The sequence below is a fragment of the Nitrospira sp. genome (assembly GCA_024998565.1).
Lineage (GTDB): Bacteria > Nitrospirota > Nitrospiria > Nitrospirales > Nitrospiraceae > Nitrospira_A.
The window spans coordinates 137,901-152,881 of record JACOEM010000001.1 but is presented as its reverse complement, the minus strand read 5'-3'; the positions used below and the strand labels follow the sequence as shown (position 1 = coordinate 152,881).

The 14,981-nt window shown below is 59.2% G+C and carries 15 protein-coding genes and 1 tRNA gene; 9 read left to right on the top strand and 7 right to left on the bottom strand.

Going from position 1 to position 14,981, the window contains the following annotated elements; translation table 11 throughout:
• The first annotated feature begins 159 nt into the window (after positions 1 to 159).
• Both H8K11_00775 and H8K11_00770 read left to right on the top strand, forming a co-directional pair.
• Complete coding sequence (locus tag H8K11_00775; GenBank protein MCS6262264.1) at positions 160 to 1,344, top strand: anhydro-N-acetylmuramic acid kinase; 1,185 nt, start codon at positions 160 to 162, stop codon at positions 1,342 to 1,344.
• Positions 1,345 to 1,358: 14 nt separating this feature from the next.
• Entirely contained in the window at positions 1,359 to 1,877 is a 519-nt protein-coding gene (locus tag H8K11_00770) for a DUF2726 domain-containing protein (protein MCS6262263.1), read from the top strand.
• 50 nt (positions 1,878 to 1,927) lie between these two features.
• Here H8K11_00770 and ybgF read toward each other — a convergent pair whose 3' ends face one another.
• Complete coding sequence (gene ybgF, locus H8K11_00765) at positions 1,928 to 2,449, bottom strand: tol-pal system protein YbgF (protein ID MCS6262262.1); 522 nt, start codon at positions 2,447 to 2,449, stop codon at positions 1,928 to 1,930.
• 327 nt (positions 2,450 to 2,776) lie between these two features.
• Between ybgF and H8K11_00760 the strand changes: the two genes are divergently transcribed.
• The gene (locus H8K11_00760) at positions 2,777 to 3,610 is read left to right on the top strand and encodes a right-handed parallel beta-helix repeat-containing protein (protein ID MCS6262261.1); all 834 of its coding nucleotides are present in this window, start codon (positions 2,777 to 2,779) and stop codon (positions 3,608 to 3,610) included.
• 79 nt (positions 3,611 to 3,689) lie between these two features.
• On the opposite strand, the gene H8K11_00755 is transcribed toward H8K11_00760, so the two are convergent.
• On the bottom strand, positions 3,690 to 4,622 hold the full coding sequence (locus H8K11_00755) for a GGDEF domain-containing response regulator (GenBank protein MCS6262260.1): 933 nt from the start codon (positions 4,620 to 4,622) through the stop codon (positions 3,690 to 3,692).
• A gap of 632 nt (positions 4,623 to 5,254) precedes the next feature.
• On the opposite strand from H8K11_00755, the gene H8K11_00750 reads away from it, so the two are divergent.
• On the top strand, positions 5,255 to 6,028 hold the full coding sequence (locus tag H8K11_00750) for a lytic transglycosylase domain-containing protein (GenBank protein MCS6262259.1): 774 nt from the start codon (positions 5,255 to 5,257) through the stop codon (positions 6,026 to 6,028).
• Positions 6,029 to 6,147: 119 nt separating this feature from the next.
• On the opposite strand, the gene H8K11_00745 is transcribed toward H8K11_00750, so the two are convergent.
• Positions 6,148 to 6,819 carry an MEDS domain-containing protein gene (locus H8K11_00745; GenBank protein MCS6262258.1) on the bottom strand — a complete coding sequence of 224 codons (672 nt, stop codon included), beginning with the start codon at positions 6,817 to 6,819 and terminating at the stop codon, positions 6,148 to 6,150.
• A gap of 356 nt (positions 6,820 to 7,175) precedes the next feature.
• A tRNA-Met gene (locus tag H8K11_00740) sits at positions 7,176 to 7,252 on the bottom strand.
• 87 nt (positions 7,253 to 7,339) lie between these two features.
• Here H8K11_00740 and H8K11_00735 point away from each other — a divergent pair.
• The 5 genes from H8K11_00735 to H8K11_00715 are packed head-to-tail and all read left to right on the top strand — an operon-like array spanning position 7,340 to position 13,769.
• On the top strand, positions 7,340 to 8,290 hold the full coding sequence (locus H8K11_00735; GenBank protein ID MCS6262257.1) for a methionyl-tRNA formyltransferase: 951 nt from the start codon (positions 7,340 to 7,342) through the stop codon (positions 8,288 to 8,290).
• A 59-nt stretch (positions 8,291 to 8,349) separates the two neighbouring features.
• Positions 8,350 to 9,762 (top strand): 16S rRNA (cytosine(967)-C(5))-methyltransferase RsmB, encoded by a 1,413-nt coding sequence (gene rsmB, locus H8K11_00730; GenBank protein MCS6262256.1) that lies wholly within the window; start codon positions 8,350 to 8,352, stop codon positions 9,760 to 9,762.
• Positions 9,762 to 10,466 carry a ribulose-phosphate 3-epimerase gene (locus tag H8K11_00725; protein MCS6262255.1) on the top strand — a complete coding sequence of 235 codons (705 nt, stop codon included), beginning with the start codon at positions 9,762 to 9,764 and terminating at the stop codon, positions 10,464 to 10,466. The genes rsmB and H8K11_00725 overlap by 1 nt, the downstream gene beginning before the upstream one ends.
• Positions 10,467 to 10,493: 27 nt before the next feature.
• Positions 10,494 to 12,038: a phenylalanine--tRNA ligase subunit alpha gene (locus tag H8K11_00720; GenBank protein ID MCS6262254.1), complete on the top strand. Its 1,545-nt coding sequence runs from the start codon at positions 10,494 to 10,496 to the stop codon at positions 12,036 to 12,038.
• A 12-nt stretch (positions 12,039 to 12,050) separates the two neighbouring features.
• Entirely contained in the window at positions 12,051 to 13,769 is a 1,719-nt protein-coding gene (locus H8K11_00715; protein MCS6262253.1) for a phenylalanine--tRNA ligase subunit beta, read from the top strand.
• Between the two features lie 59 nt (positions 13,770 to 13,828).
• Here the strand turns inward: H8K11_00715 and rplT are convergent, their stop codons facing one another.
• From rplT to infC, 3 genes are read right to left on the bottom strand one after another with little or no spacing between them, the layout of a single operon-like run.
• On the bottom strand, positions 13,829 to 14,197 hold the full coding sequence (rplT, locus tag H8K11_00710) for a 50S ribosomal protein L20 (GenBank protein MCS6262252.1): 369 nt from the start codon (positions 14,195 to 14,197) through the stop codon (positions 13,829 to 13,831).
• 45 nt (positions 14,198 to 14,242) lie between these two features.
• Entirely contained in the window at positions 14,243 to 14,440 is a 198-nt protein-coding gene (rpmI, locus tag H8K11_00705) for a 50S ribosomal protein L35 (GenBank protein MCS6262251.1), read from the bottom strand.
• Positions 14,441 to 14,473: 33 nt separating this feature from the next.
• Positions 14,474 to 14,980, bottom strand: coding sequence for a translation initiation factor IF-3 (infC, locus tag H8K11_00700; GenBank protein ID MCS6262250.1), 507 nt, complete (start codon positions 14,978 to 14,980; stop codon positions 14,474 to 14,476).
• Between the last annotated feature and the right edge of the window lies 1 nt (position 14,981).

The window sequence follows — 14,981 nt, the reverse complement described above, 5'->3', positions numbered from 1 at the left end:
GGACGGTAACACCCGATTTCTGCAAAGTCAACGCGAAGGCCGGTGGCGATTGTGCGCGGATGATACGCGCGATGCTTGACCCGTTGCCGGGGTTTCGATTAGCGTAGCGAACCGAATCAGAAATGGGTTTCTCCCTGTTGTGTGCTGCAGGAGGGCGCGATGAAAGTTGTCGGACTCATGTCCGGAACATCGGCGGACGGAGTAGACGCGGCGCTGGTGAGCATCGTCCGGCGCGGGGGGGCGCCGCGGATCACTCCCCTGGCCTTTGCCTCCCTGCCGTACCCGCGGTCGCTCCAGCAACGAATTGTTGAGCTCTCGCTCCATGGCCGCGTGGACGACATCTGCCACCTGAACACGTATCTCGGGGAACTATTCGCCAAAGCGGCTTTGCGGGTCATTCAGCAATCGAAATACCGCCTGGCCGATATTGATTTGATCGGATCACACGGCCAAACGATTCACCATTTGCCGAAGGGGCGACGTGAGCCTGGTGTCGGGTTGGTCCGGTCCACCCTGCAGATCGGTGAGCCGGCCGTCATCGCGGAACGCACAGGCATCACCACCGTGGCGAATTTCAGGCCGCGTGATATGGCGGCCGGCGGGGAGGGGGCGCCGCTGGTTCCCTACGCCCATGCGGTGGCATTTGGCCATGCGCGTCGAGGGCGTCTCGTGGTGAATATCGGCGGAATCAGCAATGTGACCTATCTGCCGCCGGGCGGTGGTGTCGCCGACCTCCGCGCGTTCGACACCGGCCCCGGGAACATGGTGCTGGACGCCATTGTGCACGAATCGTCGAAGGGGCAGAGTGCCTACGACGCCGGAGGCCGACGCGCCCGCAAGGGAACGATGAACCGGGCGCTGCTCACCAAGCTCATGGCCCATCCATTCCTCACGCGTCGTCCGCCCAAGTCGACCGGTCGGGAAGAGTTCGGTGCGCCGTTCGTTCGAAACCTGCTCGCGACACAACGTCAGGCGCGTCTGACAGTCGAGGATCTGCTGGCGACCTGTGCAGCGTGGACGGCGGAGGCGATCGGTTCGTCCCGACGGTGGGTCACCGGCGAGATCCATGATGTCATCGTCGGTGGTGGCGGTGTGTACAATCGCGCTATTATGGCCTCCCTCCGGCAGGTATTTGCGCCGACGCCTGTATTGACGTTCGAGGACTGTGGGTGGAGCAGTAAAGCCTTTGAAGCGACGGCGTTCGCGCTGCTGGCGTACGATACGTATCACGGACAGTGCACCAATGTGCCGCAGGTGACGGGGGCCTATCATCCCGTGCTCCTCGGCGCTGTGGTGCCGGGATCCCCTCACATGCTGAAACAGTGGGTGCGTTCCGCCCGCTGACTGATCGGACTGTCATGGAATTGCTGTACCCCATCCTTGGTATCGGCGCGCTGGTGTTTCTGGGAAGCCTGGCGTGGGAAAGTTTCGGGCGGCGGCGTTCACCCGGCGCGTTCACGGCTGAGGCTCCTGCCGGTATGAGTTTTAAGCCCAAGCCGTTGCTCACTGATCAGGAAGTGCAACTCTACAATCTGCTGCGCCTCGCCGTGGAAGACCGGTACCTGCTGTTTACGCAGATTCCTCTGTGGAGCCTGTTGGATTTGCGGCTTCCCTCCGGAACGCCGCCTGCGGGGACGCTGCGGGAACTTGCGCTGAAACGCGCCACCTTTGTGCTGGTGCACCCGGGCAGCCGACTGGTCGAGAAGGTGGTGCAAGTCGAGCGGCCGGTGCCGGATGATGCCCCGGACGGGTCGCACGATTCATTGTTTGAATCGGCGCTTCGTGCGGCAGGCGTGCAACTCGTGCGGCTGAGCCCGCTGCACGCCTATACGGTCCCGGGTCTCGTCACCGTGCTGGATCTTGCCGATCCAGAATAACGCCGGTTCGACTGCCAACGGGGCTGTGCCGAAAGGGCGCACAATCCGGATCAGCTTGGCTCGGCGGCAACCGGTTCATCCTTTGCGGCAGCGGCCTCCAAGGCCTTGCGAGCCACTTCGGCCTCTGCGCTATCGGGATACTGGTCCGTCACTCGCTCGAACATCATCTGCGCTTTGTCCCGGTCGCCTTGCTTCGTGTAGATCTGTCCGATCTTGAGCGTTGAGGCGGCGAGCTTCTGGCTCATCGGATAGTCGGAGATGAGGTTGTAGAACGAGTCCAGCGCGTCCTTGTATCGTCCCATGCGGTACTGGCATTCGCCTTTCCAATATTGAGCGTTGGCGGACAGCGAGGATTGCCCGTGGAGTTCGAGGAAGAAGCGAAACCCGGCGAGGGCCGCGGCATAGTCCTTGTGGCGGAACTCTTCCATCACGCGATCGTAGAGGCGGTGCGCATCATCAGGTGGTTGAGGTGACGCGGCGAACAGCGTTGGAACGGCCGTGAAGTTGCCGATCAACGCCAAGACGACACAGATGCTTCGCATCGAACCGAGCTTGGAATGAGTCCTAGTCATGAGTGCCCCTCTTTCTTCCCTGTTGGCAGAGCCTGGGTTCACGCGGTCGTTGTGTCTTTCGATATGAAAGAACCGCACCAGCGAGGGGCGACAAGGGAATCCATTGTGAAATTGTATGGTTTGCCTGGAATCGAGGGCGGAGTGGGCCAGATCTTCCGGAACAATAGAGGCGGAAAGCAGACAGCATTGTACGGAAAGCGCCAGCCATGAGGCGGTGTTCTGGCCGATTGACAGATCGCAAGTTTTCACTTGTTGTCGGTTAGCATGCAACCGGTCCTGGCGGCGGGTGTGATGATTCCGAGTCTGTAGAGGATCGAGACAGTCGGTATGGAAAGACCACAGGAGTCAGGCGCGGTCGGTGGCCGAAGGGAGCCGCTCAGCGAGCCACCTCCCAATCCGAAGGGGGGCCGGACGCTGATCGTCGACGCCCGCGATCCCCGTGCGTACATCAGGCCGAGCGCGGCCCTGAAAGACGCCGGTGAGACCGATCAGGTCTTCATTCGACCGGGAGTGTATGAAGACAAAGTCTTTGTCGCGGATCGTCCCGTGCTCCTCATCGGCGCCGGGCGTGATCACGTGCAGATTTACAGCCGGCGCGGGGGGCCGCTCTATCTTCAGCGGGTCCCCGCGGGCATGATCAGCGGGATCACCTTCCGGTATGTGGGCAGTGATCAACATTCCGCGATCAACGTCCTGGACTCAGTCTGCACGATTACGCAATGCCGGGCGACGGAAGGCGTGTTGTCCGGAGTGGTGATTTATGGTCCTGAGGCCCGTGCGACATTTGTCGAGAATGAGGTCTGTTACAACCGCGAGTCAGGCATTTTTGTCTTTGCGGGAGCACAACCGCGTGTGGCCCAAAACCAGTGTTATGGGAATCATCATTTTGGCTTGGCGGTGCGAGATCCCGGCAGCCATCCGGAATGTGTGCGCAACGTCTGCCACAGCAACATGCTCAGTGGGATCCTTCTGTTCCACCATGCAGAGGCGCTCCTGCTCGACAATACCTGTCGGGACAATCAGCACTGGGGGTTGGTCATGACCCCGGATACGCATCCGACACCCCCTCGCGAGGACCTGGTCACGTCCAATGTGTTGCTGCCGAATCCCCGAGGGTCGTTGGTCGTGACGGAACAGCCTCTCGCCGATATCGGTCGGTAAGCAGATGCGTGATGTGCCGGGTAGTTCTGTTGCGGTGGTCGATGGCAGAGGGAAGGACGGGCCCTGACGCGGCGTCTCGCTACCGTACCGGGGCGGCGGTACCGGAGGGAGGCTGTCCGGTGGTGGAGTGAAAGTGGAATCGGTTCCCACCTTGTTGCTTGGCGGTATACATGGCCTTATCGGCATGTCTGAGCAATTCGTCGATATCCTCATCATCTAGGGGGTAGAGCGTGATGCCGATGCTCACGCCGATCGAGATCCGGTGCGCTCCGATCTCAAACGGAGTGCTGATCGATTCCACGATTCTTTTGGCCACCACGAGGACATCGGCCACGCCGGAAATACCTTCCAGGATGGCGGTGAACTCATCGCCGCCCATGCGCGCGACGGTATCCACTTCACGAACGCACTCCAGCAAACGGGTCGCCACGACTTTCAGCAACTGGTCGCCCACATCGTGCCCCAGCGTGTCATTGACGGCTTTGAATCGATCCAGGTCGAGCAGCATGATCGCCAGGGGGTGATCTTTCCGTTTGCTGCGCGCCATGGCATGGATTAAGCGGTCGCGGAAGAGGGCGCGGTTGATCAGGCCGGTCAGCTGATCGTGCTGAGCGAGATAGGTCAGACGTTCCTGTGTTCGCTTGCGTTCAATGGCATAGAGAATCGAGCGCGCGAGAAAATCGGTCCCGCCCTGGCCCTTCACCAGATAATCCTGGGCCCCGTGCTGCAGCGCTTTCAGGGCCAGGGGGTGATCGTCGTGTCCGCTCAGCACTACCACCGGCACGCCTGGACTGGTCGCTAAGACCTGGGTCACGGTACTCAAGCCATGGGTGTCGGGAAGGGAGAGATCGAGGAGTACCACATCAAACCGGTCCCGGCTCAATCTGGTCAAGCCTTCCGCAAGAATGGGGGCATGCGTGATCTCGAACTGGTCGAGCGGCCATTCGGCCAGGAGGTCTCGGGTGAGCTGGGCATCCACGGGATTGTCTTCGACCAACAGCAGTTTGATCATCGGTGCGTGCTCGCGCCTGTAAGACAATCTGGCGAGGCGATGTATTGCGCACAAGCGGAAGGCTGACATCTCATCGTAATGCTGCGTGCCGGAATTGTCGGGGGTGGAACTCTCATCTTCAATGGTGGTGACTGCCGAGAGACGTATTCTGCGCGGGAATTTTCCTATGGCTGCAGGCGATTGTTGCTTGAGGGGCTACTCCGAAATCGATTCTAGCACGTCACTCCGAAGCTTCAAACAAGAGCGCACTTCTTCACGATGATCGTGCGAGATCTGCCGGCATACTCCGCGTCCTGGTGTTGACCGACACTGCCTCACGTGAAGAACCCCCCCCCTCAGTTCTGGCTACAGGTGCGTGTCCTGCCCGCACACCCGCGATGGCTTGTCACGTTAGGAACGGATCACAACGAAACCGAGAACAAAATCCGGCCAAATGGTGACACAAAACGGTTCGATGCCTCCCCCCTCTCAGCAGTGGGGCGACTTCTTGTGAACACCCTAACCGTAGGAAGTTATTGGAGCTGCACGCTTTTGTACGCGTGGGGACGATGGCATGAAAGCTGCGCTTCAGCCTGGGGGCGCGACGCTGTGGATTCCCCGGCTATGGGTTGCTGCGGGAAGAGGAGGAAGAGATGGATCCCGAAAAACCTGTCCGACAGGAGTTGCGAGTAGTGAGCCATAACCTTGGCGGCCAGAATGACGATGGCGGGCGTGTGACTGCCACGTGGGCGCTTCCTCTGGTGCTGGCGGGGGTGCTGGTGGTCGGGGAGTCCGCTTCTGCGGACAGCGAAATTTATGGCTACGTCGGGCCGAACGGGGTGTTTGAAATGACCAATGTCCCGACCGACCAACGGTTTCGTTCGGCGGAATCGCAGGTGCGTCGCCTGTCGCACCGGGCCTCGGCGGAGGAAGTGGAGGAGGCGGTCAAGCGCTACGCCTTCCAGTTCCAACTTCATCCGGCGCTGCTGCTGGCGGTGATCAAGGCGGAGTCGGACTTTAATCCCACCGTCATTTCACGATCCGGGGCGGTTGGACTGATGCAGCTGATCCCCGAAACCGCCATTCGGCACGGAGTTCTCAATCTCTATGACACCGGCGACAACATTCGAGGCGGCGCAAGGCACTTGCGATATTTGCTGGATCGATTTAACGGGAACGTACGCTTGGCGGTCGCTGCGTATAATGCGGGGGAGCGGCGCGTGGAGCGGTATCGTGCCATTCCACCCTATCCTGAAACGCGTGACTATGTCAGGAAAGTGATGATCTACTACAAGAGCTTCCGTGGCGATTACCAGGCGAGTCCAGGAAAGGCCGTGTTGTTGGCCATGCACCACAAGCCGTTGCAATTGGAGCCACTGCCTGTCTCTACGGATCTGCGAAACTCACGACCCGGGGCCGGGAAGTAGCGATATCCCACCTGGCAGTCTGTTCTCTGTATTGATGACAAGAGCGACGCAAGCAGGGGAGCCGCAAATAGATGCGTTGTGGAAGGACCCGTTGATAGGGATGCGTTGTCTTGAAGACGCTACTGCAGATAACCGGGAGGTAAGGAGTTGAGAATTAACGCATCCGGCATTGTGCACAGATCTCTGATCGCCGTGTCTAGAGCGGTCGTATTGTACGATTGCACAGTGAATGCTTCCTGCTCCACATAATACGGATGGATCCGGGAAAGTGTCTCATTGATGTAGAGTGACCGATGGGTCAATAGACCATGCCGTAAGGCGTCACTGGGCAAGGTATCCGCATGATATTGGCAGATACCGCAAAGCGCGGGATGCGCCTGAAGAAATTCTTCCAACCGCCATTCATAATCCAGAAGTGTTGAAAAATCTTTCTCAGGGCCGAACTCCACGCTCATATCACCCGTAGTCCACAGACCTTGATAGCCGTCGCTCAAGGCCTGCTTCAAGGCCTGTTCAAGCATTCCTAACATTCGATCAACATTGAAACGCCCCTTCATGAGGTGGGTGTTGTCAGAGGACAACACGAGACTGCCTTTCGCGACCTCTTGCACTACATCGATTCCTGCGGCGAGCAGATAGGGGTGCGTGCCGGCTACTCTGGACGGACCATCAAGATACAAACAGCGATAATTCTCGGTCAGCTTTTGTCGTATGATTGCCGAAATCCCCGGCAGATACGGCGTGAGAGGGCCTTTATAAATCAGGCACCGGTGACGAGGGAGTGGTGACATACAATCCAGGGGAACGCCGGGCTGCCGCAATTCATTCGATGCAAAGCGAGCCCTGTATTTATTGAACTCAATTCAGCCCACGATCGGAGTCTTACTCATCACCTACATAGTACCTCTTACTGCGACATTTGATTTCGCAAAATCGAATAAATCGTCTGCTTTGGGTCAACTTCCGGGCACTCCCAACCATGAGGCTCAATCCCCGAGGACCTGATTGCATGAATGCTGCCGATGCGTGGAGATCTTGGATCGAGTTCCGGCAGGAGGTCGCACAAATTTAACGTAATCGGCTTCTCGCACGAGTGCCGATGTCGGAGATGAAACCGCTGTATATGGTTGAAAGAGAAGAGCAAGGTTGGTTGCGGGGGCCGGATTTGAACCGACGACCTTTGGGTTATGAGCCCAACGAGCTACCAGGCTGCTCCACCCCGCGACCGGATACTAGCAGGCGTGTGAAACGAGAGTCAAGGAACGTCCGGAGAGAATTGCATTCGCGAGGGCAGAATGATAAAGCGTGAGCATGCGTATCGTATTTATGGGAACACCCGACTTTGCCGTGCCTTCTCTAGAGGCCTTGCTCAAGTCGGAACATCAGGTGGTCGGTGTGGTCACTCAGCCTGATCGGCCGAAGGGGCGGGGGCAGGAAGTGGTCTTCTCGCCCGTGAAGGTTGTCTGCCAGCGGGAGGGAATTCCTGTTCTGCAGCCTCTCAAGATGAAAGACCCTGTCTTTCTCGACGAGTTGCGTCAGTGGAGGCCGGATGTCATTGCCGTCACGGCCTATGGCCGCATCCTTCCTCCAGCCATTCTGACGCTGCCGCCTCGTGGCTGCATCAACGTGCATGGGTCGCTCCTCCCGAAGTACCGTGGGGCAGGTCCGATTCAATGGGCCATTATCAGGGGAGAGCAGGTGACCGGCATCACGACCATGTTTATGGCTGAAGGGATGGATACCGGCGACATGTTGTTGCAGGAAACGGTGGAGATCCGTCCTGACGATACGGCGGGCACGCTGGCCCCTCGACTGGCCGAGGTCGGCGGGCGACTGTTGGTTGAAACCCTGCGCCGCCTTGAAGCCGGCACGCTGATGCCGCAACCGCAGGATGACGCGCAGGCGACCATGGCGCCATTGCTCAAGAAGGAAGACGGTGTGGTCGATTGGACTTTGTCGGCTATGGAGATTGCGAATCGTGTGCGCGGCCTGTCTCCATGGCCCGGCGCGTATACCCATGTGAACGGGGAACGGTGGGTGCTCTGGCGCGTGGCGGTGGGGCTGGAGACCTCCGGCGCGGTTCCCGGAACCGTGACGAAGGTGAGCAAGGATCGGGTTGAGGTGGCGACCGGCGACGGGACGATCCAGCTCATCGAGATTCAACCCTCCAATAGCAGGCGGATGACGATGGCGCAATATCTGGCCGGCCATCGACTGGCCGAGGGCCTTACGCTTCAAGCTGACGCTCCATCGCAGGGCTAATCGCACACCTGTCTTCGGATTTTATCGACTATCTTCTGCCATGATCACCCTCTCCGAACATGGCATCTGATCCGCCTCAGTCACAATCAAGCGGGGGAGTATCCGCCGGGCGCCGCGCCGCCATGAAGGCGTTGCTGGCGATCGACAAGGCAGGCATGTTGGGGGACGACTTGTTCGATCAGGTCTCCTCACGTGAGTCGCTCGATCTGCGCGATCGGGCCTTCATGGTCGAACTCGTGCGCGGTGTGCTGCGGTATCGGGCCACGCTCGACTGGCGCTTGGGTCTGTTGTCGGATCGGCGTATTACGAAACTCCCCACCCTGGTTCAGACTATTCTGCGTCTCGGCGCCTATCAGCTCCTGTATTTGGACCGGGTTCCGGATTCCGCTGCTGTGAACGAGTCTGTGCAGATGACGAAGCAGCAGAGCCGTCGTCTGGGTCGGGATTGGAGCGGCTTCGTGAATGCGGTGCTGAGGGCTCTGCTTCGATCACCCGAACCGGTCTGGCCCGATGCAGGCAGCCATCCCGTTGAGGCCTTGGCCGTGCGATATTCCTGTCCGGCCTGGCTCGTGGAACGTTGGTGTCATCGCTTGGGCGTCGAACGCGCTGAGGCCTTGTGCGGTGCGTCGGTGGAGGTGCCTCCGCTGACGCTACGTGTGAATACGCTTCGAACCTCCCGCGCGGCATTGCTGGGCGACTTGGCTGCTGCGCAGGTAGAGGCAGGCCCGACGTCGATCAGCGAAGTCGGCATTCAACTGGCGCGCTCCTGTTCCGTTATCGATCTGCCGGGATACGCGGAGGGACGGTTCTATGTGGAGGATGAAGCCGGGCAGCTGATTCCGTTGTTGCTGGATGTGCAGCCGGGGCAACGGGTGCTGGACGCCTGCTCAGCGCCGGGTGGAAAGTCCACACACCTGGCGGCGCTCATGGAGAATCGGGGAGAGATTGTGGCGGTGGATCGGGCCTCGGCGCGACTCGATCTTGTGATGGCCAATTGCCGCCGTCTCGGAGTGAAGATCCTGACGCCCCTGGCCGGCGACTTGCGCGCGCTGGTCTGTGCAGGGATTGTGTCCCATCCGATGTTGTCCCGACCGTTCGACCGCATTCTGCTGGATGCTCCGTGCAGTGGCCTCGGTGTGTTGCGGCGTCATCCGGAAGGGAAGTGGTATAAGAGGCCGGAGTCCATCGCGCAGCATCGGCAGATGCAGGTGGAATTGCTTGCGGTGACGAGCCGTCTCTTGCGGCCCGGCGGGGTGTTGGTCTATAGTACCTGCTCGATCGAACCGGAAGAAACCGAGTCGATCATCGACGAGTTTTGTCAGGCGCATCATCAATTTCAGCGTGAGTCGATCGCGCCCTGGTTGCCCCCGGCCGGACTGCCGTTCGTGACCCCTCGAGGGGATCTGTCTACGATGGCTAATAGTAACAGGATGGATCTGTTTTTCGCCGCCCGTGTGCGGAGGAGCGAGTAGTGGCTGGTCGGACGGTACGTATTGCCCCCTCCATTTTGTCGGCGGACTTCGCGCGCCTGGCCGAAGAAGTGGCGCGGGTGGAGGACGCCGGAGCCGACTGGTTGCACATCGATGTCATGGACGGGCATTTCGTGCCGAATCTAACGGTCGGGCCGCCGATCGTCGAAGCCTTGAGAAAAGTCACCACCCTGCCGTTGGATGTGCATCTGATGATGACGAATCCGGATGCGTTCATCGGGGAGTTTGCCGAAGCGGGTGCCGACTATCTGACCGTACATGTGGAAACCTGCCCGCACCTGCATCGGACGGTGCAATCGATCAAAGAGCGGGGCGTGAAGGCGGGTGTGACGTTGAATCCTGCCACGCCGGCCGGTACCCTTTCGGAAATCGTCCGTGATGCCGATCTCATCCTCATCATGTCTGTAAATCCAGGATTCGGCGGGCAGAAGTTTATTGCCTCGTCGTTACACAAGATCGCCGAGGTCAGGGCCTTGATCGACCGCACCGGGAGCCGGGCGCTTCTGGAAGTAGACGGGGGCGTGAAGCCGGACAACGTGAACGAGATTCTCGCCGCCGGTGCCGAGGTACTGGTTGCGGGGTCGGCCGTATTTTCCACTGATGATTATGCCGCTGCAATTACGGCACTCAGAGCGGGACATGAGCCTGCCGCCCGCACCGCGAGGGTTGCAACCGCTCACCGATAGAAGAGGCCTCAGACCACACCCTTGTTCATGGATAATCTTCATCCCCTTGAAAGCAAAGTCCTGCTGGCGTTGACCCGGCAGCCGGACGCGCCTCCTACGCTCGACCAACTTGCGGAATCCACCGGCCTGGAGCCGTCGCAGTTGAGCATGGCTGTCGAATGGTTACTGGCCAAGTCGCTGATCGCCGTGCAGGCTGAAACCGTCGCGCATATCGCGTCTCTCACTCCGATCGGCGAATTGTTTTTTGAGAAATATGCCCCGATTGAGCGAGTGCTCTCTGCGGCGCGGGAAGCCGGCCAGACAGGGAGACGTCTCACGATTCAGGACATTCAGGGCAAGGAAGCACTTGAGCCGTCCGATGTGAGCAAGGCGGTCGGCACCCTCAAGAAAGAGGGGGCGATCCTGATCGTCCAAGGAGGCTGTATTGAAAGCACCGGTCGCAATAGTGCAACGGCCGAGGCCATGCGCTCGTTGTTGCAGGAATTGCGGAGCGGCCAGCGGGAGTTGCAGTCTTTTTCCGAGCCGCTTCGGAGCGTGCTCCAACAACATGCGGTGAAGCGTGGGAACGCGCGTGAGCCGTTCCGGATCGATGAGCGGGTCACCCGGTCATTTGTGCTGACCCCTGCCGGGAAGGATGTGGCGGACCAGTTGTCGCGCGATGGCGTGGCGGAGGAAGTCTCGCAGCTGACGCCGGAGTTGTTGAAGGAAGGTGCCTGGCGTACGAAACGGTTTCGGAAGTATACGATCAGTTTGCGGGCCCCGAGAATTGCGGCGGGCAAACGGCATCCCTATCGCGAGTTTCTGGATCTCGTCAAACTCAAGCTGGTCAGTATGGGGTTCCAGGAAATGCGCGGAACGCTTGTTGAGACCGAGTTCTGGAATATGGACGCGCTGTTCATGCCGCAGTTTCATCCGGCCCGTGACATTCATGATGTCTATTTTGTGAAGAATCCGACCCATGCCCGCACAATCGCCGAGCCGTACCTGACGCAGGTGACACAGGTACATGAAAAAGGGACGGGGGCCGGATCGACCGGTTGGGGCTATACCTTCGATGCCGAGCGGGCGAAACGGCTGGTGTTGCGGAGTCAAGGCACCGCGGTGTCGGCGAGGACATTGGCGGCCGGCGCGGCCGTGCCGGGGAAATATTTTTCGATTGCCCGGTGCTTTCGTTACGACCAGGTGGACGCGACCCATGCCACCGACTTCTTTCAGGTGGAAGGCATCGTGTTAGGTGCGGATATTAACTTCCGGACTCTACTCGGATTGCTGAATCTGTTCGCCCGGGAAGTGGCGCAAGCCAAGGAAGTCAAATTTCTACCGGCCTATTTTCCGTTCACCGAGCCGTCGGTCGAAATGCACGTGCGCCATCCGAAGCTGGGGTGGATGGAGTTGGGCGGCGCAGGATTATTCCGGCCTGAAGTCACGACCCCCCTTGGTGTCTCCGTGCCGGTCATTGCCTGGGGCCTTGGCCTCGATCGTATGGCGATGGTGGCGCTGGGGATTCACGACATTCGCGATCTGTTTTCGGCCGACCTCGAATTCATTCGCACCATGCGGGGAAGTTTTTAGGACGACGACACGATGCCCACTATTTCCCTTCAACGAGACGATCTCGAAGCCTTGATCGCCGGATCGGACGAGAAGCCGGCGCGGATTCCGCTTGATCAGCTTGAGCAATGGCTGATGTTGGTGAAGGGGGAGCTGAAGGGGCACAATGTAGAAACCGGCGAACTGCGGATCGAGCTGCAAGACAGCAACCGTCCCGATTTGTGGTGCTGCGAAGGCATTGCCAGACAGATCCGGATCAAGCAGCGTGGCTCGGCGATTTCCTATCCCTTCTTCAAGAAGCCGAAGGGAGTCGCGGGGAAGCTGGTTGTGGCGCAGGGAATGGACCAGGTTCGTCCGTACGTGGCCGCTTGCACGGCGGTCGGGTATCGCGTGACGGCGTCCGGCTTGACGCAGCTTATTCAGACGCAGGAAAAGTTAGCCGATATTTTTGGGCGCAAGCGGCGGTCGGTCTCGATCGGCTTATACCGTTTGGCTCCCATCGTGTTTCCCGTCTCCTATGATCTGGTCAAGCCGGACGACGTACGATTTACGCCGCTCGGCATGGAAACCATGATGACGCTCCGGGAGATCCTCATGGTTCATCCCAAAGGCGTGGAGTACGGTGGTATCGTGGGTGGCCACGACCGGCTCCCCGTGCTGCGAGATGCCGAAGGGCAGGTCCTGTCGTTCCCCCCGATCATCAACAGCCGGGAAATCGGCGAGGTGCAGGTCGGCGATCATGCACTGTTCGTCGAAGTGACCGGGACCGATCTTTCGATGGTTGCGCTGACTCTCAATATTTTTGCCGCCAATCTCGCGGATCGCGGCGCGGTGATCACGCCGGTCGACATTCACTCGCCGGTGAAAACCAACTTCGGGCGGCGGTGGAGTACGCCGATCGATTTCGGGGCACCCCGGACCATTCCTCTCAAGGCCATCGAGTCGGCGTTGGGGGAGGCCCTGGGTGGCAAGGAAGTCACTTCCGCGCTCAAGTCCTATGGGTATACCGTAAAGTCGGCCGGGCAAAAGGTGTCTGTGCAACTACCGCCGTACCGCAACGACCTGCTGCATACGGTCGATGTGGTGGAAGATGTGGCCATCAGTCAGGGATACGCCAGGTTTGCCCCCGTCATGCCCTCGCAGTTTACGGTGGGTGGGCTGTCGCGTTTGGAGCAGATGGCCGACCGGGTTCGGCATCTCATGGTGGGTTTGGAATTCCAAGAAATCATTTCCAACATCATGGGCTCTCATCAGGACTTTTGCACACGCATGCGTCTGGACGGCACCGAGTGGGCGAAGGTGGTGGAAGTGGATAACGTGATGTCTCTCAGCTACTCTTGTCTGCGCCAGTGGATTACGCCATCGTTGTTGCAGGTGGAAACCAATTCAAGCCGGGCCTTCTATCCCCACCGCATGTTTGAGGTCGGGGAAGTGGCGATTCCTGATGCGAGTGCCGATGTCGGATCCCGGACCGTGACGATGTTGGGTGCCGTGATTGCCCATGCCGGCGCGCACTTCTCAGAAATTCATTCCTGCCTGGATCTCTTGCTGTATTATCTGGACCGTCCCTTCACCTTGGAGCCGGTGGATCATCCCTCCTTCCTCGATGGTCGAGCCGGAAAGATTGTCTCAAACGGGCGGGTGATCGGATTGTTGGGCGAATTGCATCCCGAAGTGCTGGAGCATTGGCAAATCGGGGTTCCGGCGGTGGCGCTGGAGTTGGAGATCGATCGACTACTGGAAGAGGTGTGACGGGAAAATCCGTTCGATCAGGATTCTCCCGTCACAGAGCGTTCGTGCGAACCTAACCGTTAGCTCGCGGCAGTCGCGAGTTGCTGCTTGGCCACCCCGACGAGTTTTTCAAATCCCGCCATATCCCGGATCGCCATATCGGACAACACCTTCCGATCCAGCAGGATATTCGCCTTCTTCAGGGCGTTCATGAAGCGGCTATACGCGATGCCGTGCAGGCGGGTCGCAGCGCTGATGCGTGCGATCCAGAGCTGGCGGAAATCGCGCTTGCGATTCTTTCGTCCGACGTAGGCATAGGCCTGCCCCTTGTCGACCGATTCGGTTGCTGTTCGGAACAGCCGGCTCTTGGCGCCATACTGGCCTTTTGCCAGTTTCAGGCGCTTCTTTCGCCGCTGTCGTGTTTTCGGACCACCTTTTGTACGAGGCATCGGGAGCTACTCCTTTTTCAGATCCTGTTCACGGCCCATTCGTCGTTACTGCGGAAGGATGCGGTTCAGTGCTGGGGTCGAGGCGGAGGACACCTCAACGGCGCCCTTCAGGTTCCGCTTACGGTCGCGCGGTTTGCCGGTGAGCAAATGCCGACCGCCGGCCTTCCGACGAACCAGCTTCCCCGTTCCTGTGCGTCGAAACCGCTTCTTCGCGCCACTGTGGGTTTTCATTTTTATTTTCATGCGTTCATTCCTTCCTTGTGTGCACTCGGCACACTATTTGGGAGCCAAAATCATGATCAGGCTCCGCCCTTCCATTCGTGGCGCAAACTCCACGGTCCCTGCTTCCGTACATTCCTTAATGACGCTGGCCATCATTGTTCGGCCCATTTCCTGATTGGCCATTTCGCGTCCTCGATAGGTCAAGGTCACCTTGGTCTTGTTGCCGTCTGCCAGGAATTCCTTGATCTGACGGATTTTGATCTCCAGATCGTGCTTGTCGGTGCGGGGACGCAACTTGATCTCTTTGACCTGGGTCGACTTCTGGTGACGCCGGCTCTGGTGATCCTTCTTGCTGAGCTCGAATTTATACTTCCCATAGTCCATGATGCGGCAAACCGGCGGCTGCGAGGTCGGAGCCACCTCAACAAGGTCGTAGCCCCCCTCCTGGGCCTTGTTAAAGGCCTCTACGGTCGGCAGAATTCCCAGTTGCTCGCCTTCAGGACCGATGACTCGAACTTCCCGAATCCTGATTTCCCGGTTTACACGTAATTTAGGGACGATA